Here is a 20,341-nt window from a genome sequence, read left to right on the forward strand (position 1 = left end):
GCTGCCAAACCAACCTGCGGCTGCTGGAGGGATAGCGCAGCAGGACCGCAGGGTTGCTGCTCTTGGCTATCCCCTCGATGGGCCTGCCTCAGATGGAATCGACCAGACCGTCCTTGACCTGCTTGCGCAGGATCTTGCCCAGCATCGAGCGTGGCATCTCGTCGATGGCGAGGATGCGCTTGGGAACCTTGTAGGCGGCCAGCAGCTCGCGGCAGTGCTCGCGCAGCGCGTCCTCGTCCAGGGCCGCGCCCTCTTCCAGCTGGACGGCGGCAACCACCATCTCGCCACCGCGGGCCAGCGGCTTTCCGAAGGCGGCGGCGTCGGCGACGTCCGCATGCTGGCGCAGCGCGATTTCAACCTCGGTCGGCGACACGTTGAAACCGCCGGTGATGATCAGTTCCTTGGCGCGGTCCACCATTGTGGCGAAGCCCGCCTCGTCCACCGCGACCACGTCGCCGGTGTGCAGCCAGCCGTCCGCCGTCAGGGTTTTCGCGGTTTCCTCCGGGTTGTTCCAGTAGCCCCGGAAGACCTGCGGCCCCTTGATCAGCAGCTCGCCAGGCTCGCCCTGCGCCACTTCGCGGCTCGGGTCGTCCACGTCGACAACCTTCATCAAGGTGGAAGGGAACGGCACCCCGATGGTGCCGGCATGGCGGCTTGGATGGAACGGGTTGCCCATGGCCACCGGCGAGGACTCGGTCATTCCGTAGCCCTCGACCAGCAGGCCCCCGGACATCGATTCCCACAGCTCCACCACGTGGTCCGGGAGGTTCATCGCGCCGGAAATGCAGTACTTGGCGCTGGCCAAGGACATGCCGCGTTCCTTGGCGGCCAGAGCGGTGCGCTCGTAGATCGGCGGCACCGCGCAGTACACGCTGGCCGGGGACTTCTTCCACGCGTCCAGGATCATGTCCGGGTCGAACTTCGGGAAGAGCACCAGCAGGCCCTGCTTCTTGATGCCGAAGGTCAGGTACAGGGTCATCCCGAAGGCATGGAACATCGGCAGGATCGCATAGAGGATTTCCTTGCGCTCCTGCGCCCCGTGCATCCAGGCTTCGCCCTGCAGGGCGTTGGAGTACAGGTTGAAGTGGGTGAGCATGGCGCCCTTGGGACGCCCGGTGGTGCCCGAGGTGTACTGGATGACCGCGAGGTCCTGGACCTGCGGGTACGGATGCGCCGAATCCAGCGGCGAGGCCTTGAGCAGCTCCTTGAAGGCGAGGGTGCCGCGGGTGCGGGTGGTCAGCGAGTTCCTGGTGTCGCGCAGCTTCTTCACCGGAAGGTGCAGCGCCAGGCGCTTGACGGCAGGGAAGGCCTCCAGCAGGTTCACCGCGACGATCGCGTCGATCGGGATGTCCTTCGGGAATTCCTGGACATGCTCGACCACCTTGTCCCAGGCGATGACCACGCGCGCCTGGTGGTCCTCGAACTGGTGGCGCAGTTCGCGGGAGGTGTACAGCGGGTTGTGTTCGACCACCACGGCTCCCAGGCGGAGCACCGCATAGAATGCGATGACGTGCTGCGGGCAGTTGGGCAGGATCAGCGCCACCCGGTCCCCGGCGCGCACGCCGAGATTCCGCAGCCCTTCGGCGGCCCGCTGGACCTGCTCTCCGAGTTCCTTGTAGCTCATCCGCCGGCCGAAGAACTCGGTGGCCGGGCTGGACCCGGCTTCGAGCACCGAGTGTTCGAACATGTGGCTCAGCGATTCGGTGGGCAGCTTGATTTCGGCGGGAACGCCGGGCTGGTAGTTGGCGGTCCAGGCAGGTGCGGATGAATTCTCCATGCTCCCATCATGCCTTGTCCCGCATCCGCCGGAAACTCTGGCAGCGGACGCAGTCCCCGTCCCGCCTTGGAATTCGCCGAGCCGGGTACCGCCGGCATTCGTGATTTTCCTAGGGTAGTGCCAAGTGCAGGAACAACATTGAGGACGGGGCGCATGGCACGCAAGGATCGGCTCCCGATCATCCGCAAGGGTGCAGGCCGCGGCTTCTACTACGAGCTGGACTCGCAGAGGATTACGGACCAGCAGGAGCTGGACCGCATCAAGGGATTGGCCATTCCACCGGCGTGGAAGCAGGTGCGGATTGCACGCAGCACGCGGGCCAAGGTGCAGGCCGTCGGTGTGGATGCGGCAGGACGCACCCAGTCGATCTACAACCCGGTGTTCAGGGCTCGTCAAGACGAAGCGAAATTCGCCCGGATGCTGGAGTTCGGTACCGCCCTGCCGCAACTGCGCGCCCAAGTGCGCAAGGACCTCCGTCGGCGTTCGGCCAACGAGCAGAAGGTTGCGGCGGCGGTCATCGCGCTCATCGACGAGCATCTGCTGCGGGTCGGAACGCCGGCCCGCTCCGGTGCAGGCGTCTCCTTCGGAGCCACGACCCTGCGCCGCAAGCACGTCAAGCCGGCCCGCGCATCCTTGAAGCTGGAGTTCACCGGAAAATCGGGGCAGCCCCAGTCCATTCGCGTGAGCAATCCCAAGTTGATGCGCATCCTCGAGGAATTGAAGAACATGCCAGGCCACGAGCTCTTCCGATTTCTCGATGAGAACAACCATGCGCACCGCATGGATGCCGATCGGGTGAACAGCTACCTGCGTCAGGCCATGGACGGGCCTTTCACGGCCAAGGACTTCAGGACCTGGGGCGGCACGAGCTGCGCACTGCAGGCGCTGCTCGAGGTCCCGGGCGCCGCCGCCCAGGCACCGGAGCAGCTGGCCAAGCACGCGGTGGAAACAGCGGCCGCGAAGCTCGGCAATACGCCGACGATCGCCCGGGAATCCTATATCGACCCAAGGGTCCTGCTGTTGTGCGAGGAACCCGAGCGGCTGGACCGGCTGCGCCGTTCGTACCGGCAGCTGAAGACCCGACATCACCTGGATCCTGCCGAACGCTGCCTGCTGCGGGTGCTGCGCACGGAGCCCTGAACGATCTGCAGCTGCCCGACGTCCCGCACTAAAGACGACTGCGCCCCATCGAGCGGCCCTGGTCGTCGAGAATCTGGCCCATCTGCTTGACGGTGCGCAGCACCACCGACCGGTCGCTGATGGCCAAACCGGACAGGCGGATTTCCAGGGCCTGCTCCAGCCGCTGCACTTCGCCCAGGTCCTTGAGCCAGACGTCCATAATCACATCGTGCGGCCCCACGGTGTGGGACACCAGACGGACCTCGGGGAGGTTTTCCAGCCTGCCGGCGATGCCCTCCAGCTTGGTGGCCGGGACGCGCATGAAATGCCAGGCGCTGACCGGCCATCCCGAGCGTGACCTGGCCAAATCCGTGCGCTGGATGAGCGATCCGCTACGTTGTATCAAGGCCAGCAGCTCGCGGATATGCCGCGGGTTCTGGTCCAGTTCGGAGGCGATCCTAGTGGCGCTGGCTCGGCCGTCCCGATTCAGCAGGGCCAGCATCGCCCGTTCGAGCTCCGGGTTGCGCGTCGCGGAACGGCTGGTAGCAGGCAGCGGAAGGCCCGCAATACGCGCGCTTTCGTGGGCGTCCAGTGCGCGCACCCGCCATGATCTTCCGTCGATGAGGGTGCGGGCGATGGGGTGGCTGCGCACCGAGGCCACGGAGGGTACCTTGGGCAGCTCGTCGAGCAGGTACTTTCCCAGCGCGTGCGAATCACGTGCTGCGACGGTGGCCACGATGTCGCGGCCGCCGGCCGTCAGGTCGACCGCGATGGCTTCCGGGGATTCGGCCAGCGCGAGCGCGACCTGAGTGTTGGCTCCGGAGTGGCAGTTGATCTCCACCAGCGCCGCCGCTTCCCAAGCATTCCAGTCGAAGGTGGTGATCCAGGCGATGCCGTGGTCGGCCAGCTGCTGCCAGCGTCGGTTCAGCGTCGCGGCATCCGCGCCGAGGATCGGGGCAAGCTGGGTCCACGGGGCGCGCGGGCGGATTTGCAGGGCGTTAATAATCCGCAGATCGAGGGCATCAACCGCATAATCCTGCAACATGACTCCTAAATAGTCTACTTTCAAGCATAGTGCTTAGAAACTCGGCAGGTATTTGTAGCTTTATCTCGGCTCGAACAACTCGCTGCCTTCATTGAAGTATCGGATCATCAGATGTCATCAACAACTCGCACCACCAGGAAGGTGGCCGGCGGCGCCGTCGGCTTCCTGGTCGTTATGGAATTCGGTTCCGGACTGCTGCAAGGCTGGTTCCCTCCCCTGCTCTCCCGTATAGGCTCGGATTTCGGCGTGGAAGCCGCGGCCCTGAACTGGGTCATGGTCATCTACCTGCTGATGACCGTTGCGTTCGTGCCCATCATCGGCAAGCTCGGGGACCTGTACGGTCACAAGAAGATGCTGCTGATCACGGTCTGTCTGGTCGCGGCCGGTTCGTTGCTGGTGCTTTTGCTCCGAGCTTCACCTGGCTGCTGGTTGGCCGCGCGCTGCAGGCCCCGCTGGGCGCCTTCCTCCCGCTGGAATTCGCGATTGTGCGCAGCCGCGACGAGGAGTCGGCCGGGCGCAGCATCGGCAAGCTCGTGGGCGCTTTGACCCTGGGCGGCGCGCTGGGCGCCATGTTCTCCGGCGTACTGCTGTCCGCTTTTGACGACTTGACCCTGGTGCTGCTGGCGCCGGCGCTGTTCCTGGTGTTGTGCATTCCCGTGGTGGCATGGCTGGTTCCCGAGTCCAGCACCCGCACGGCCGGAACGATCGACTGGGCCGGCGCCGTGCTGCTGACCGAGGGCCTGCTGTCCGCCCTGTTGGGCATCTCCAACGCCGCGATCTGGGGCTGGGATTCGGCCGCCACGTGGGGCACCATTATCGGCGGCCTGGTCTTGCTGATGCTCTGGGTGCGCGTGGAAGGCCGCGTGGCCTACCTGCTGATCGACCTGAAGGTGCTCACCGGCACCGGCATCGGCCTGCCGATTGTCGCCGCGGCGTTCTTCGGCGCCCAGATGTTCGGTTCGCAGACCGCCGGGTCGCTGTTCATCATGACCGACCCGAACACCTACGGTTTCGGCCTAGGGCTGGGCAGCTCGGCCGTCGGCCTGCTGTTCCTGGTGCTGGCGCTGATGACGTTCATCGGCACCACCCAAGCCGACCGCATCGGCTCGAAGATCGGTGCGCGTGCCGCGATCATCGCCGGCTCGGTGCTCTCCGCGGTGTCCTTCGGCGGCATGATCCTGATGGCGGACAACGCAACGGCCTTCATGGTGTCCATGGCCATCGGCGCCTTCGGCAACGGCCTGATCCTCGGCCTGCTGCCAGCCATCGTGGTGCGCAAGTCCCCGGCTGATTCGGTGGCCATCGCCTCCGCGCTGTACAACACGACCCGGACCGCCTCCGGCTCGGTCTCCGGCGCCGTGTTCGCCCTGGTGATGTCCTCGGCACTGGTGACCGTCACGGTGGACGGCGCCCCGAGCACGGTGTCGGCCGACAGCACCTACGTGGCCGTCTGGATCATCTGCGCCGTGCTGTCCCTGGGTGTGGCCCTGCTGGCCCTGCGCTTCCGCGACACCTCCAAGCCCGCCGGCGCCCCGGCGGATTCGACCCCCCGTAGCGGCCGCAGCGACCGAAGGAGAGTAACCCATGGAACTGGCCACCGCTTCACCCACCGCCCAGCGCCTGCAGCAGGCCGTGGCAACACACAGCCAAACCCTGCTGGGCCTGTCCGCGGCCCTGCACGCCGACCCGGAAACCGCGTTCACCGAGCACCGCTCGGTGGCCCGCGTGGCCGCCCCGCTGGAACAAGCAGGATTCAGCATCCAGCTCGGTGGATACGATCTGGAGACCAGCCTGCGCGCGGAATTCGGCAGCGGTTCGCTGACCGTGGGCATCTGCGCTGAATACGATGCGCTGCCGGGGATCGGGCACGCCTGCGGGCACAACATCATCGCTTCCGGCGCCGTCGGCGCCGCGCTGGCGCTGGCGCAGGTGGCCGAGGAGCTGGACCTGCGTGTGGTGCTGCTGGGCACCCCGGCCGAGGAAGACGGCGGCGGCAAGGAACTGATGCTGCGCGCCGGGGCCTTCGACGACGTGGACTTCGCCATCATGGTGCACCCGACCCCGGGCATGGACATCGACTGCACCGGTACCTCCTCGCAGGGCTGCGACCGCTTCAAGGTGCACTTCACCGGCGCCGCCTCCCATGCAGCGGCCGCACCCTCGCACGGCGTGAACGCCTCCAACGCCGCGACCATCGCCCAGGTGGCCATCGGCCTGCTGCGCCAGCAGCTGCCCGACGGCATCCGCATCAACGCAGTGGTACTGCCCACCCAGGCGGTCACCAACGTGATCCAGGCGCAGGCCAGTCTGGAGATCGAGGTCCGCGCCCACGACGCCGCGCTGCAGCAGGAGGTCAAGGACAAGGTGCTGCGCGCCTGCCGCGGCGCGGCTCTGGCCAGCGGCTGCGAGATGGACTAGGAGCAGTCCTGCCCCGCCTATCTTCCGGTGCTGCAGGACGAGCGCATCCTTTCCCGCTGGAACAACTCCCTGCGCGCCACCGGCAGGAACCTGCTGCAGCTTCCGGCCGGCAGCGCCGGCGGAGGCTCCACGGACATGGGCAACGTGTCCCAGTACCTGCCGGCGATCCACCCGGTGATTGCCGTGCTGGACGCAGTCGGCATGCCGCACACCGCCGAGTTCGCCGCGGAAACCTGCTCGGCCGGCGCCGACCAAGCGGTGCTTCACGCGGCGGTCGCGCTGGCTGGCACCGCCGCGGACGTCGCCGCCGATGCGGAGCTGCGCCAGGCGCTGCTCCAGGAACGCCGGGAGCGCAAGCCCCGCGCCTGATCCTCCCCGCACGTGCCCCACCATGGCAGACCCCCAACTGCCGTGGTGGGGCACTTTTTGCCCGGTCCCATTCCCTATATGTTTCAACAACACGTCAACAGCATTGACAATATCGTTGACACAGAAGCTGGTGTGAGCCTAGTCTCAGTCAAGAAGGTTATGATTCTCCGCTTTTCCCTGCGAATGGAGCCCCGCGAATGCAACTGCACCACCTGACCGCGACCAAGGCCGGACAGATGTTCCGTGCCAAGGAACTGTCCCCTGTTGAACTGCTGGATGCCGTGGTGCAGCGCACCGCCGAGGTTGAGCCGTCTGTCAACGCGCTGACCGAACAAATGCTGGAGACCGCCTATGACGCGGCCCGCGCCTCGGAACGGAAATTCGCCGCCGGCGAGCAGGATCTGGGCGCACTGGAAGGCATCCCGCTGCTGCTGAAGGAAGAGCAGCCCATCGCCGGATACAAGGCGGAGGAAGGCTCACTGACCGAGCAGGGCACCGTCGCGGATGTCAGCCACCCGATCGTGGACCGCATCTTCGACGCCGGCGCCGTGGTCCACGGCCGCACCACCACCCCTGAATTCTGCTGCGCGCCGTACACGCACTCCAAGCTGTGGGGCGTCACCCGCAATCCGTGGAACACCGAGCTGACCCCGGGCGGATCCTCCGGAGGATCCGGCGCCGCACTGGCCGCAGGCGAATCCATCCTGGCCACCGGCTCGGACATCGGCGGGTCAATCCGAATCCCGTCCTCTTTCTCCGGCATCGTCGGCTTCAAGCCGCCGTTCGGCCGCGTGCCCGGCATGGCGCCATTCAACCAGGACACCTACTGCGCCGACGGCCCGATGGGCCGCAGCGTCGCCGACGTGGCCATGCTGCAGAACGTGATCGCCGGACCGCACCCGGACGACCAGGCTTCGCTGCGCCCCGCTTTGGCGCTGCCGGTGCCTCAGGCCTCCGCCGCCCAGGGCATGAAGGTCGCCCTGTGCATCAATCTGGGCGACTACCCGATCGACCCGGTTATCGAGGCTAACACCCGCGCGGCGGCCGACGCCCTGCGCAATGCCGGTGTCGTAGTCGAGGAAGTGTCCATGCCGTGGAGCCGTAAGAAGATCGTCGAGGCCGCCTGGGCGCACTTCGGCGGCATCATGGGGCCGTTCATCACCGAGGTCGCCGGCGCCGACAGCGACCTGCTGATGCCCTACACCCTTGATTTCGCGCGCCGCGCCGCGCAGGCCGGCACCTTCGCCGAGGGCCTGACCGCCGAGGCGGAGATCTACGCACCGTTGGGCGCGCTGCTGAGCGAATACGACGCGTTGCTGTGCCCGACCCTGGGTGTGCAGGGCATGGCCGCGGACTTCGCCGACCCGGCGGCGCTACTGGAGGTCAACGGCGAGCAGGTTTCCTGGATCGAATCCGCGCTGACCGTGCCGTTCAACGTCGTGGGCCGCGTGCCGGTGCTCGCTGTGCCTTCCGGCGTCGCGCCGAACGGCCTGCCCACCGGCGTGCAGATCGTGGGACGCACCTACGACGATTCCACCGTCTTCACCCTGGGCGCAGCGCTGGAAGCCGAACTTGATCTGTGGACCCAGCCTTCGTGGTGGCCGCAGATGGTGGCGGCGAACGCCTAGAGCAACTCATAAGCCTGCCCGGGCTGTTGTCTCCTCCAACGGCCCGGGCAATTAATGCGCGAGGTTGATCGTCACAACTACTAATTCTTCTCCCTGTGAGCCCAAATGTTCTGAAGATACTGGTGAGTTCCGCGAATCATGTTCGACAATGTTAAACCGTTAGCATTCGTCAATTTGATCTCGCCCAGAGCCTGTAACCTATAGGCCCTATCTCGCCAGAACCCAGGATTGAGTCCTCCGAAATGCTCTGAGAAAGACCCTCCCGTTTGCCACTTGAACAAGGCATCTTCCCAGCTTCCTTTGTGCTTAGGACGCCCGGGCCCCTTCGCGATAAAAGCATCTTCAAATACGGCCATCCCAGAGTTTGCAGCAAATTCCGCTAGTCGATCCGCGCGGAGATCAGATTCGATAGACTGTGCTGCCCTCCAAACTTCTAGACCACTGTCCGCGTCAAGTCCCCCCTCGAGCCCGAACCTCAGCACAGCTCGGTTACTGGCGAAACGTGCCTCGACTATGAAAAACAGGTTCGTACTTGGGACACGGTTCCAAGTTTGAATGATGGAGTTTCCGCCGCCCAACGTCACTGTCGCTGAAACAGAATCAAAATCGGCACTGAGCTCCTGCCTGAGTCTTCGCACCACCATCTTCATGACATCTACATTGCCGATATCTGCGAAGCACTTCGCTTCTTCCAAAGAAGCTACGTCCATGAATAAACTGTCCACGATATTTCGCCTATGCTGGAGGATCTCTTGGATCTGTATAGAAAGCTCTCGCGCAAGCACCACATCAGATTTACCCCAATGATCAAATAGTTCATCGAGGTACAGAGGAACCCAGCCCTGCCGTGGAAGCTCACTGTGCGGATCCAGGGATGCGAGAAATATCTTGGCGTCAGCTTGAAGAGACCATGAGTCATAGAGGCAGACTTGTTCATCGCTCAACGAGTGATTGAGCTTGACCTCAATAGCTGCCGTTTGTCCTGAAGCACTTTGGAGTACAAGATCGGCACTTCCTTGAGCGCTTTCTGCGGAAATTCTAGTTTCTCTTTCTATTGATACCGGAACAAAATCAAGCGGAGTTTTCGCCCATGGTTTCGGGTCCAATTCTGTGAGGAACTGCAACATGTCCGAGACCGCTGTCTCTCGGTTCAGTATCCGGGCGAGCCCTCTCGAACGTTGAAGTCCCCTTGCAGGAATATCAGTTTCGTTAATATTTTCCATACACAAATTGTCGCGGATCTTAGAAGTAAAACTCACTTTCATAAATCCGTCGTGTCGTTTATAACAAAAATCTCCCGAAATGCTTCTAACCGCATTTTCTGCAAATACCAGCTTCAGTTACTCTTCCTGCGATTTAGTAAAGTCATATTAGGGCTTTTCAAGCAACCAGCTGCCGGACGCATTTTCGTCATTTTCCTGCAATGGGCTCAGATGCGCGGACTGCGCTATTGTCCTTGATATTTGGACTCTACGATGTGTAATCGCGATCAGCAAGACCCGGGTCAAACTGATCCGACTCGTTGTCTCCTCCAATGGCCCGGGCATCTCCGTGTCCGGAGTTGTTCGCCGCGATTGAAGTGCGTGTCCTGTCCTGCGCAGCATTCCAAGTGCGATTTGTAGTCGTTTTCTTCAAGGTTGATCACGAACGCACGGCGCTCGCAGATCAACCCGCCGCGCATGACAAAGACCTCTCCCATGGCCATACGCACCTGTTCTCCGGTGGCGCGGTGGGTTTCACCGTGGATCTCCGCCATGACTGTGTCGTTCTCCTCGACTAGGCGCACGATGCGCAGCACAGGGTATCCGCTGAAATCCTCGTTCTCTATGGCGGCGCCATAGGCTTGCTTTCCGGTGAGGCGGAAATGCCCGAAGACTGTCCAGACGATGTCTTCGGTCAGGCAGGACAGGATCTGGGCATGGTCGTTCTTGTTGAATCCGTCGATGTATTTTTCGACAGTTTTCTTGTTCACTGACATTTCTCCGCTCCTCAACGCCGGCCGGGATTTCAGGCTAGGTCCGTCGGCGGCGTTTGGGAATGCCGAAAAAGCAGCAGGCGGTGAAATGAACAAAATTTTTGTTCATTTCATCGCCTGCTGCGGGATTGGCGGAAGTTACTTCGCCAGGTACATCTTGCGCAACGGAGCCTCAAGTACCCAGGTGGTGTTCATGCCCTCGCGCAGGTGGCAGATGCTGCCCGGAACCAGGTTCACCGTCTGCTTCTCGAAGCCGTTGACCGGATGGATCGTGACGGTCGCGGTGCCGGACAGCACGATGAACAATTCCTCGGCCTCGACATCGCTCATCGTGCCGGCGCTCATCTCCCACAGGCCGAACTCGGCGCCGAAGATCTCGCCCAGCGATTCGGCGGCGGTGGTCGGGTCCCCGGCCAGCGACTGCTCCGCAGGCACCGGCTCGTGGGCCAGTTCAACGGACAGTGCGTCGACGCTGCGGGTGTTCGCCCCGATCTCGAAGACGGTGGTGTTTTCGCTCATGAATCAAATCCCATTCCAATAGCATCCATAGTTCGCAGGAATACTCCCCGCTTGCCTTCCCGGCGATCGGCGCGCGCCATGGCCGAAGTCATCATCTTAACCCCTAGCCAGGCAGCTGGTTCAGGAGGGAACGGCAACGGCTTCTTCTTGACCATTTCCAGGCCGGTCAGCTCGGTCGGCTTGCCCTCCAGCAGATCCAGCATCACCTTGGCGCCGAAGCGGGTGGCTCCCACTCCCAGTCCGGTGGAGCCCGCGCAGGAGGCAACCTTGCCATTGTAGGCCACGTCGAAGAAGGAGAAGAAGCGGCTGCACGAATCGATCGCTCCGCCCCAGGCGTGCGAGAACTTCAGGTCCTGCAGTGCCGGGAAGGTCGCGAAGAAGTGCGCTGCCAGACGGGTGTAGGTCGATTCCGAGTGGTAGTGCGCCCTATCCACCTTGCCGCCGAAGAAGTACAGCGCGTCGTACCCGCCGTACAGGATGCGGAAGTCCCCGTTCTCGTCGATGATGGGACGCGAGTAGTGGAAGCGGCTGTTCAGATCCACCAGGCCGTGGAGCGTATCCCAGCCGATGGCCTCGCGCTGCGCCTCGGTCAGCGGCTCGGTGACCAGCGCGTAGTCGTAGACCGGCACGGTCATCAGCGCGTTGCGCTTGAGCAGCGACGGGAACACGTTGGTTCCCAGGGCCACCTTGGAGGCGGTGACTTTCCCGGCGGCGGTGGAGGCGAGCATGGTGGAACCCTGCTCCTGCAGCGATTCGACCTTTGACTGCTCGTAGACCTTCACCCCCAGCTCTTCGCAGACCCGCAGCAGGCCCCAAACCAGCTTGGCCGGGTTGACCAGCACGGTGTCGGCCTTGGACCAGGAACCGGAGAGGAAGGAATCGGAGGCGATCAGCGCCCGGGTTTCCTCCCGGTCCAGGTACAGCACGTCCTCGCCGTTGGATTCCTCGCGCAGCCAGGCATCCTGGTGCGGCTCGGTGGCCACCGCCAGGGCGCCTTCCTGAATCAGATCGCAGTCGATGTCGTAGCGGCGGATGGTGGCGACCATCTCGGCCAAGTTCTCCTCGCCGAGCTCGGCTAGTCGCGCGTTCTCCTTGGGCAGGTGGTTCTCGCCGTTGGATTCGCCGTGCACCAGCGAGGCTTCGCAGAAGCCGCCGTTGCGGCCCGAAGCTTCGTCGCCCACCCAGCCCGCTTCCAGCAGCACCACGTCGGTGTGCGGGTTGCGTTCCTTGGCCTGCAGCGCGGTCCACAGCCCGGTGTAGCCGCCGCCGACCACCAGCAGGTCAGTGCGGATCGAGCCGGTCAGCTTCGGCCGGTTGCCCGGGCGGGCCGGGGTGTCCAGCCAGTAGACCGCGCGCTTGGTGTCGCGCAGCGAGGCGGCGCACAGGGCAGGGTCGATCGTCTTTTCGGCATTCTCGAAGAATGTCGGTCGTGGTGTAGTCATCACACTTTTCTCAGGTAGTTTCTCGCGGTATTAATGCGAGTTGTTTGCTGCCGGTTCGCGCTGGGCTTCCCAGCGAGGACGCGGCACCGAAGCAAGCAGCTTCTTGGTGTAGTCGTGCTGCGGGCTGTTCAGCACCTGGCCGGTGGGGCCGGATTCAACGATGGTGCCGGACTGGACCACCACCAGCTCGTCGCAGATCTCGCCCACGATGCCCAGGTCGTGGCTGATGAACAGGACAGCGACGCCGTTCTCGCGGCGCAGCTTGTTCACCAGTTCCAGCACCTGTGCCTGCACCGAGACGTCCAGGGCGCTGGTGGCTTCGTCCAGCACCAGCAGGCGCGGGTTCAGGGCCATGGCCTTGGCGATGGCCACACGTTGGCGCTGGCCGCCGGAGAGCTTGCGCGGGAAGAGGTTGGCGTGCTTCTCCTGAAGGCCCACGCTTTCAAGCAGCTCGGTGATGCGCTGCTTCATGGCCTTGGCATCCAGCTTGTAGTGCAGCTTCAGCACCCGCTCCAACGCCTTGGCCGGGGTCAGCCGGGAGTCCAGGGACTGGTACGGGTCCTGGAACACCATCTGCACACGCGAGGCGCGCTTCAGCCGGCGTTCCTTGGCCGAGCCTTGGTTGATCGGGCCGCCGGAGACCACCATGTCGCCGGTGTCCTGCTCTTCCAGGCCTGCCACGATGCGTCCGAGGGTCGACTTGCCGGAGCCGGATTCGCCCACGATTGCCAGGCCGCCGCCGGCGGGGATGGAGATCGAGACGTCCTGCAGCGCCTTGACTGCAGGCTGGCCGTGCGGGTGGTAGGTCTTGAAGACGTTTTCCACCTTGAGCACCAGCTCGTGCTCCTGCGGGGTGTCTAGGCTCAGCGCGCCGGCCGAGGGGACCCCGCGCATCGACGGGGTCGAGGCGACCAGCTGCTTGGTGTACTCGGAGGTCGGCGCGGTGAACACCTGGCGGGTGTCGCCGGTTTCCTGCAGCTGCCCGTTGCGCAGCACGTAGGTGCGGTCGGCAATCGAGGCGGCCAGGGCCAGGTCGTGGGTGATGAACAGCATGCCCATGCCGCGTTCGGCCACCGCGGTGGCCAGCAGCTCCATGACCGCCGCCTGGGTGGTGACGTCCAACGCGGTGGTGGACTCGTCGCAGATCAGCAGCTCCGGGTCGTTCATAAGCGCGCCGGCGATCATCACGCGCTGCAGCATGCCGCCGGAAAGCTCGTGCGGGTACTGCTTCATGCGCGCCTCGGGGTTGGTCAGCCCCATGGCGCCCAGCAGCTTGACCGCCTGGGCTTCCAGGGCGGCGCGGTTGGCGCCGGGCACCTGCATCATCGGCTCGATCAGGTGCGCACCCAGGGTGCGCACCGGGTTGATCGAGGAGCGCGGGTCCTGGAAGACCATGGCGGCGCGGGTGCGGCGCAGGTCACGCAGCTTCGCGGTCGGGGCGCCGAGCACCTGGGTGCCCACCAGATTGATGGAGCCGCTGGTCTTGGCATGGCGTGGCAGCAGGCCGAGCACCGCGCGGGCGGTCAGCGACTTGCCGGAGCCGGATTCGCCGACCAGGGCCACTGTTTCACCGGCGGCGATGTGCAGCGACACCGCATCAAGCAGTCGGGTGGTCAATCCGTTCTGGCGGATTTCAATGCCCAGATCATCGATTTCTAAGAGGTTCATGCGAACGGATCTCCCAACTTGTCCGAAAGCCAGCCGCCGATGGAGTTCACGGCGACCACGACCAGCACCACTGCCACCGAGGGCACCAGCGCCGGCAGGAAGTTGCCTGCCACCAGGGCGCTCTGGCCTTCGTTAATCATGTTGCCCCAGTCGGCGGTCGGGGCCTGGATGCCCAGGCCCAGGAAGGACAGGGCGGCCAGCTCGACCAGCACATAGCCGAAGTTCTGGGTGGTCTGCGAACCGACCACACCCAGCACGTTCGGGGTCACGGCGCGGATGGCGATCCACGGGGCGGCGAAGCCCTGCACCTTGTAGGCCGCCACGTACTGGCGGTTCTTCTCGGTGGCCACCAGCTGGCGGGTGAGCCGGCCGATGTACGGGGTGTAGGCGATCGACATGGCGATCACCGGGGCGGTCAGGCCCTTGCCGAACAGCGCCACCGCCAAGATGGCCAGCAGCAGCGCCGGGAAGGCCAGCACGATGTCGAACAGGCGGGACAGGATCGCGTCGATCTTGCCGCCGGCCCAGCCGGCCCACAGGCCCAGGACCAGGCCCAGCAAGGTGGAGAGGATCAGCACGAAGATCGGGCCGGCCAGCGCGGTGCGGGCGCCGAAGATCATGCGAGAGACGGTGTCGCGGCCCAGCGCGTCGGTGCCCAGCAGGTGGGTCAGCGTCGGGTTGGAGTTCACGTTCAGCAGGTCCACGGCGGCCGGCTTGTACGGGGCCACCATCGGGGCGAAGATCGCCGCGAGGATGACCACGGCCACGAAGACCACTGAAAAGACCAGACCCCAGCGGGTGCGGTGCAGGCTCAGGCGCTTGAGGCCCTGGCGCGGAGCTTGGATGCTCATCGTGCTCCCTCCCCGGCCTTCAGGCGCGGATCGATGACGGGACCCAGAAGGTCGACGATGGTGTTGATGGCGACGAATGCGGTGACCACGATCAGCACGATCGCCTGCACCACGGGGAAGTCGAGCCGGTCCACGGAGGAGACCAGCAGCGAACCCATGCCGGCCAGGCCGAAGGCCTGCTCGACGATGGCCGAGGAGACCAGCAGTCCTGCCACCAGCAGGCCGGAAACGGTCATGATCGGGCCCAGCGAGTTGCGCAGCACGTGGCGGAAGACCACTGCCACCTCGGTGACCCCGCGGGAGCGGGCCACCTCGACGTGTTCGCGGGAGAACTCCTCCATCATCGCGGAGCGGGTCACGCGCCCGACCACCGCGATGAATGACAGCGCCAGCGCCAGCGACGGCAGGACCAGGTGGTAGACCATGTCCCAGAAGCCCTCTCCGGAGCCGAAGGACGGGAACATGCCCAGCTGGATCGAGAAGAACGCGATCAGCACGATCGCGCCGACGAAGGACGGGATCGCGGCCAGCGCGGACATCGAGGCGATGATGCCGCGGTCGATCCAGGATCCGCGGAACAGCGCCGCGCAGATGCCTGCGGCCAGGCCGAGCACCGCGATCATCAGCCCGGCCATGACGACCAGGCCCAGGGTGACCGGCAGGCGGTCGATGATCACGTCGGAGACGTCCTGGCGGTACTGCAGCGAGCGGCCGAAGTCGCCCTGCAATACCCCGGTGATCCAGTTCCAGTACTGCTGCAGCGGCGGCAGGTCCAGCCCGTAGATCGCGGTGACTTCTGCGATCGCCTCCGGGTTGGGGCTGCGCCCGCGCAGCAGGAAGCTGATCGGGTCCCCCGGCACCAGCCAGCGTGAGAAGAACACGATCGCCGAGGAGATGAACACGGTGAAGATGAACGCGCCGATCTTGCAGGCCGCCAGTTTCACGGCCTTGGCCGTGTTGCCTTTGGGCTTGCCCGGCGCTGCTGCGGCCGGGGCGGTTGCCAGGTTAGTTTGAGCCAATTTGTGCCGCCCAAGGGTAGTAGAGGTAGTTCACCGACGGCGTCGCGCCGGTGACCCTGTCGCTCATCCACAGCGAGGTGGGGCTTTCGTACAGCGGCAGCCAGGGCAGCTGTTCGTTCAGGATCTGCTGGGCCTTGAGCATGTTCTCCGTGTCGCCGGCCAGCGCCTTCTTCCCGTGCAGGGCTTCGTTCACTGCCGTGTCGTAGGACTTGTCGCTGAACTCGGAGTAGTTGGAGAAGTCGCCGGTGCGCATGATGGAGAACATCTCCAGCGGGTTGCCGATGGACAGGTACCAGTTGGTGAACACCAGGTCGGTGCCCTCGCGGGCCGCCGGATCGGAGAACAGCGCGGTGTAGGCGTTCGGGGTGACGGTCTTGATGGTGGCCTTCAGCCCGATCGATTCAGCGGCCGCCGCGCTGGCTTGGGCGACCACGGCGAAGTTGTTGCCCATCGGAGCGGTGGTGATGGTGATTTCCTGGCCTTCCACGCCGGCTTCCTTGATCAGCGCGGTGGCCTTCTCCAGGTCGTAGCCGTAGCTTTCCAGGCTTCCGAAGGCTGCGTCCTGCACCTTGGCGTCCTGCTGGCCCCAGACGGATTCGCTGGTCAGCGCGTCGGTCGGGTTGGCGTAGCCGGATTCGGCGGCCATCACCAGTCCGTTGCGGTCGATGGCCATGAGCAGAGCCTTGCGCACGCGCTCGTCGGCCAGCGGGCCGTCGGTGGCGGTGACCATCAGCGAGTTCACCGAGGAGTTGGTGCCGAAGTACATCTGGCCGGAGCCGGTAGCCTGCAGCTCGGTGATGGCGTTGGACGGGATCATCCAGCCGCCGTCGATCTCACCGGACTTCAGCGCGTTCACGCGGGCCACCGGATCGGTCATGACCACGAAGTCCAGGTTCTGCGCCTTGGCGACCAGGTCCTTGTCCCAGTAGTCGTCGAAGCGCGAGAAGCTGAGCTTTTCTCCGCTGCTCCAGTTCTCCAGCTGGAACGGGCCGGTGCAGTCCACCCCTCCGGTGGCGTTGCCGTAGTCGGCCCCTGCTTCTTCCAGGGTGGCGGCGGATTCGATGACGCCCGCCGCGCCGGAGAGCGACTCGTTCAGGATCGCGTCCGGCTTGGTGGTGGTGATGGTGACCTCGTAGTCGCCGGTCTGCTCGATGCTCTTCACATTGGCGAAAGCGCTGTACCAGAAGGAGCCGACCTCTGGATCCAGGTGGCGGTTCAGCGAGGCGGCGACATCCTTGGCGGTCAGCTGCGTGCCATCGTGGAACTTGACACCCTGGCGGATGGTGTAGACCCAGGTATTCGGGGTCGGGTTCTCCCACTTCGTCGCCAGGCCCGGGGAGATCGACAGGTCGGCGTCCAGGCGCAGCAGCGATTCGCAGACGTTGGCCAGCACCTGGTTGTCCGAGTAGTCGAACGCGTAGGCGTAGTCCAGCGAGTAGGGCTCGGCGTACAGCGACCAGCTCAGGGTGTCCAGCTCGCCGCTCGGGGCCGGGGTGGAGTCCGAGAGTTCGAAGTTCGGCTTTTCAACCGAGGATCCGCCTGCGGCGCCGCAGGCGCTCAGTGCGAGCACGGCGGCCAGGGCCGCGGTGGTGGTCAGCGTTTTCTTCAATGTATCGCCCCTTCCTAGTTTGCGGTGAGCGCTGCGGAGGCTGCGCGGTAGACGCACTTGCCGTCGATCCAGGTGGAGGCCACCTGGCTGCGGTAGATCTGCTCGGCCGGAACCTCGAACGGGTTCGGCTCGACGACCAACAGGTCGGCCAGGTAGCCCTCAGCGATGGATCCGGTGATGGCGTCCAGGTGGTTCACGTAGGCGGTGCCGGAGGTGTAGGCGGCAAGGATGGTGGCCAAATCCAGGCACTGGTGCTCGCCGCCCAGCGGAACGCTATCGTTCTCCGGTGAGATGCGGTTGACGGCGATGTGCGAGCCTTCCAACGGGTTGGCGCTGGAGACCGGCCAGTCGCTGCCGGCCGCCAGACGGGCGCCGGAAGCCTGGATGTCCCCGAACGGGTACTGGCGGTCCTGCGCGGATTCAGGCATGAACGGCAGGGTCAGCTCGTCCAGCTGGTCCTCGTGGCAGGCCCACAGCGGCTGCAGGTTCGCGGTGGCGTCCAGCTGGGCGAAGCGGGCGCTGTCTTCCTTGGTCACGATCTGCAAGTGCGCCAGGTGGTGGCGGTTGGCGCTCGGGCCGTTGGCCTGGCGGGCGGCTGCCACTGCGTCCAGCGCGTCGCGCACGGCGCGGTCGCCCAGGGCATGGAAGTGTACCTGGAATCCGGCGGCGTCCAGCGCGATGACGTAGGTCTTCAGGTCCTCGGCGGACACGAAGGAGATGCCGTTGTTGTGGGTGGCGTGGCCGCACTTGTCGCGGTAGGGCTCGATCATCGCGGCGGTGAAGTTTTCCGCGACACCGTCCACCATCATCTTCACGGTACCCAGCGAGTAGCGTTCCGGGTGGCCCAGCTCTTCGGCGCGGGCGCGGGCTGCGATCATGCCTTCGAGCTGCTCCAGGCCTTGGTCGCGCTTCCACCACTGGGCGCCGCGCACGCGCACCTGCAAGGTGCCTTCGGCCAGTGCGCGCTCGTAGGCCTCGGCGTTGTTCGGCGCGTCGTCGTCCTGCAGGATCATGGCGTCCTGCCAGGCGGTGATGCCCAGCGCCAGCATGTCTTCCTGCGCCTTGTGCAGGCCGGCGAGCACGAAGTCCTTGTCCAGTTCCGGGGTGTACGCCTCGACCAGGCCCATGGCGCCCTCGTGCAGGGTGCCTGCCGGGGAGCCGTCTTCCAGGCGCTCGATGCGCCCGTCGGCAGGGTCGGGGGTGTTGGCGTCGATGCCTGCACGCTTGAAGGCGGCGTTGTTGGCCCACAGCGAGTGGTGGTCGCGGCTGTGCAGGGCTACCGGGCGGTCGGCCACCACGGCGTCGATCAGCGAGGCCAGCGGCGCGCCGTTCGGGTAGTGGTCCATGGACCAGCCGGCGCCGACGATCCATTCGGTGTCCGGATTGGCCGCGGCGTAGGCGGCGATCAGCGCGACGGCTTCCTCGGCGTTCTCCGCTTCGGCCAGGTTGCACTGCAGCAGCTCGGTGCCCCCGGAAACCGGGTGCATGTGGGAATCCTGGAAGCCCGGGGCCAGCAGCGCGCCGGCCAGGTCGACCAGCTCGGTGGTTTCGTCGATGTAGTTTTCCAGCTGGTCCTGCGCCACGATGGCGCTGATCTTGCCGTCGTTGACCAGCACCGCCTGCCCGCGAAGCGGCTGGCCGGAACCGGTGAAGACGCTGCCGGAATGGAATGCTACCTGGGCTACCTGAGGCATCTGTGACCCTTCTCTCAATATCTTGTTGGATAGAACACTATTTGAGGTCAACAAGTCTGTCAATGCTGTTGACAGACTTGTTGTCAGGTACGAAAGTGGTCTCGGGGTTTGTTCCAAATCCCAGTCTTTCGCGCACCCTGAAAGGAGCCACCAATGACGCCCCGAGCCACGGCAAATGGCAGAAAAAAAGCGGCCTTGACAGGGAGACTTTTATTCAGTCAGGGCTACGATTGGCACTTGGATCCGCCAAGAGCGATCTGACGTACCGTGACATCGGCAAAGACTTGGGCATCGACGCCACGGCGATTTATCGCCATTTCCGCAACAAGGATGATTTGCTCGAACAATTGCTGGACCGCATCCTGATGCAGGTCTGCGAGTGCACGGCCACGCCGGTCGAGGACTGGGAACGGCGGCTCGAAGAATTCGCGGAACATACCCTCCGCAGCTTCCTGGCCAATCCGCCCATCGCTCTGGTCGCCAACAGCTACACCACCAACGGCCCCGGCGAACTGGCCACGATGGAGCTGATCCTCGAATGCTTCGCCCAGGCCGGTTTGCGCGGCGCGCAGCTTGCCTCGCAGTACGCGGTGTTCGCGTCATACCTCATTTCAAGTTCGGTGGGCCTGGTCCGCGACTACCTCGATTCCCCGGATGATCTTTCCGGGACATGGTTCGGCGGGCCCTTGGCAACAAATTGCCCGAACCATCTGCGCACCGCCGAGCTGCAAGCCGAAATCCTGAATCTGGACCAGCGGGCGCTGTTCATCGCCGGGGCGAGGCAGCTCATCAGGAGCGCCAAGCAGCTTGCCGCGGCGCCTGCCTGAACGGAAGCACCAGCGCACCAGGCCATCCGGTCGCCCTTGTGGCTTGGCGCGCCACAGATTCGGCTCCACCGCGTAGGCTAACGGCATGACCAGTGAAATGCCGTCCGGGAACCTACGGGTCCTTCGGATTTTTTGCGACTACGGGGCCGAATGGCCCCTGTGGGAATGCGGCATGCAGATCCCGGAGGATTACGGCCTGTCCGACGCCCTGTGCGTCAGGCTTTCGCAGTGGAATGGCCAATTCCAGCAGCACATGCACTGGGACCGCGGATGGAGCACGGGATTCGACGAGCGGAGGTGGATCCAGGACGGACGACAGCTGGCCAGGGATGTCCAACGAGAGGTGGGAACCGCAATCCACGTCGACTACGGACCGTGATC

Annotated in this window: 17 protein-coding genes and 1 pseudogene; 7 read left to right on the forward strand and 11 right to left on the reverse strand. The window is 64.7% G+C overall.

Annotation, left to right across the window (positions count from 1 at the left end):
* Window positions 1-88: 88 nt before the first annotated feature.
* A complete protein-coding gene (locus DFO58_RS11840) occupies window positions 89-1,777 on the reverse strand; it encodes a long-chain-fatty-acid--CoA ligase (protein WP_120990992.1) in 1,689 nt (562 codons plus the stop codon).
* 153 nt (window positions 1,778-1,930) lie between these two features.
* On the opposite strand from DFO58_RS11840, the gene DFO58_RS11845 reads away from it, so the two are divergent.
* Window positions 1,931-2,917, forward strand: coding sequence for a DNA topoisomerase IB (locus DFO58_RS11845; RefSeq protein ID WP_183043180.1), 987 nt, complete (start codon window positions 1,931-1,933; stop codon window positions 2,915-2,917).
* 28 nt (window positions 2,918-2,945) lie between these two features.
* Here the strand turns inward: DFO58_RS11845 and DFO58_RS11850 are convergent, their stop codons facing one another.
* A complete protein-coding gene (locus DFO58_RS11850; RefSeq protein WP_120990996.1) occupies window positions 2,946-3,941 on the reverse strand; it encodes an Lrp/AsnC ligand binding domain-containing protein in 996 nt (331 codons plus the stop codon).
* Between the two features lie 174 nt (window positions 3,942-4,115).
* Here DFO58_RS11850 and DFO58_RS11860 point away from each other — a divergent pair.
* The 4 genes and pseudogenes from DFO58_RS11860 (at window position 4,116) to DFO58_RS11875 (ending at window position 8,356) form a co-directional block, all read left to right on the forward strand.
* A pseudogene (locus DFO58_RS11860) lies at window positions 4,116-5,782 on the forward strand (MFS transporter).
* Entirely contained in the window at window positions 5,667-6,359 is a 693-nt protein-coding gene (locus tag DFO58_RS11865) for a M20/M25/M40 family metallo-hydrolase (protein WP_286163573.1), read from the forward strand. Before DFO58_RS11860 ends, DFO58_RS11865 begins: the two are co-directional and overlap by 116 nt.
* Before the next feature lie 27 nt (window positions 6,360-6,386).
* Window positions 6,387-6,728 carry a hypothetical protein gene (locus tag DFO58_RS11870; protein ID WP_120991004.1) on the forward strand — a complete coding sequence of 114 codons (342 nt, stop codon included), beginning with the start codon at window positions 6,387-6,389 and terminating at the stop codon, window positions 6,726-6,728.
* A gap of 197 nt (window positions 6,729-6,925) precedes the next feature.
* Window positions 6,926-8,356: an amidase gene (locus DFO58_RS11875; RefSeq protein WP_120991006.1), complete on the forward strand. Its 1,431-nt coding sequence runs from the start codon at window positions 6,926-6,928 to the stop codon at window positions 8,354-8,356.
* A gap of 80 nt (window positions 8,357-8,436) precedes the next feature.
* Here the strand turns inward: DFO58_RS11875 and DFO58_RS11880 are convergent, their stop codons facing one another.
* The 9 genes from DFO58_RS11880 to DFO58_RS11920 form a co-directional block, all read right to left on the reverse strand.
* Entirely contained in the window at window positions 8,437-9,579 is a 1,143-nt protein-coding gene (locus DFO58_RS11880) for a hypothetical protein (RefSeq protein WP_147407275.1), read from the reverse strand.
* A gap of 281 nt (window positions 9,580-9,860) precedes the next feature.
* On the reverse strand, window positions 9,861-10,334 hold the full coding sequence (locus tag DFO58_RS11885; RefSeq protein WP_120991010.1) for a nuclear transport factor 2 family protein: 474 nt from the start codon (window positions 10,332-10,334) through the stop codon (window positions 9,861-9,863).
* A gap of 135 nt (window positions 10,335-10,469) precedes the next feature.
* Window positions 10,470-10,850 carry a cupin domain-containing protein gene (locus tag DFO58_RS11890; RefSeq protein WP_120991012.1) on the reverse strand — a complete coding sequence of 127 codons (381 nt, stop codon included), beginning with the start codon at window positions 10,848-10,850 and terminating at the stop codon, window positions 10,470-10,472.
* Window positions 10,847-12,292 carry an FAD-dependent oxidoreductase gene (locus tag DFO58_RS11895; protein WP_120991014.1) on the reverse strand — a complete coding sequence of 482 codons (1,446 nt, stop codon included), beginning with the start codon at window positions 12,290-12,292 and terminating at the stop codon, window positions 10,847-10,849. Before DFO58_RS11895 ends, DFO58_RS11890 begins: the two co-directional genes overlap by 4 nt.
* A gap of 30 nt (window positions 12,293-12,322) precedes the next feature.
* Window positions 12,323-13,960, reverse strand: a complete 1,638-nt coding sequence (locus DFO58_RS11900) for an ABC transporter ATP-binding protein (protein ID WP_120991015.1) — start codon at window positions 13,958-13,960, stop codon at window positions 12,323-12,325.
* On the reverse strand, window positions 13,957-14,811 hold the full coding sequence (locus DFO58_RS11905; protein ID WP_120991017.1) for an ABC transporter permease: 855 nt from the start codon (window positions 14,809-14,811) through the stop codon (window positions 13,957-13,959). The genes DFO58_RS11900 and DFO58_RS11905 overlap by 4 nt, the downstream gene beginning before the upstream one ends.
* Window positions 14,808-15,830, reverse strand: coding sequence for an ABC transporter permease (locus tag DFO58_RS11910; RefSeq protein ID WP_120991019.1), 1,023 nt, complete (start codon window positions 15,828-15,830; stop codon window positions 14,808-14,810). The genes DFO58_RS11905 and DFO58_RS11910 overlap by 4 nt, the downstream gene beginning before the upstream one ends.
* Window positions 15,817-17,439 carry an ABC transporter substrate-binding protein gene (locus DFO58_RS11915; protein WP_120991021.1) on the reverse strand — a complete coding sequence of 541 codons (1,623 nt, stop codon included), beginning with the start codon at window positions 17,437-17,439 and terminating at the stop codon, window positions 15,817-15,819. The genes DFO58_RS11910 and DFO58_RS11915 overlap by 14 nt, the downstream gene beginning before the upstream one ends.
* 14 nt (window positions 17,440-17,453) lie before the next feature.
* On the reverse strand, window positions 17,454-19,133 hold the full coding sequence (locus DFO58_RS11920) for an amidohydrolase (RefSeq protein ID WP_120991023.1): 1,680 nt from the start codon (window positions 19,131-19,133) through the stop codon (window positions 17,454-17,456).
* Window positions 19,134-19,195: 62 nt separating this feature from the next.
* Here DFO58_RS11920 and DFO58_RS18270 point away from each other — a divergent pair, with 62 nt between their 5' ends.
* Both DFO58_RS18270 and DFO58_RS11935 read left to right on the forward strand, forming a co-directional pair.
* Window positions 19,196-19,960: a TetR/AcrR family transcriptional regulator gene (locus tag DFO58_RS18270; protein WP_183043182.1), complete on the forward strand. Its 765-nt coding sequence runs from the start codon at window positions 19,196-19,198 to the stop codon at window positions 19,958-19,960.
* Window positions 19,961-20,132: 172 nt separating this feature from the next.
* Window positions 20,133-20,339, forward strand: a complete 207-nt coding sequence (locus tag DFO58_RS11935) for a hypothetical protein (protein ID WP_147407277.1) — start codon at window positions 20,133-20,135, stop codon at window positions 20,337-20,339.
* Window positions 20,340-20,341: the final 2 nt, after the last annotated feature.

The organism is Arthrobacter sp. AG1021 (genome assembly GCF_003633665.1).
Lineage (GTDB): Bacteria > Actinomycetota > Actinomycetes > Actinomycetales > Micrococcaceae > Glutamicibacter > Glutamicibacter soli.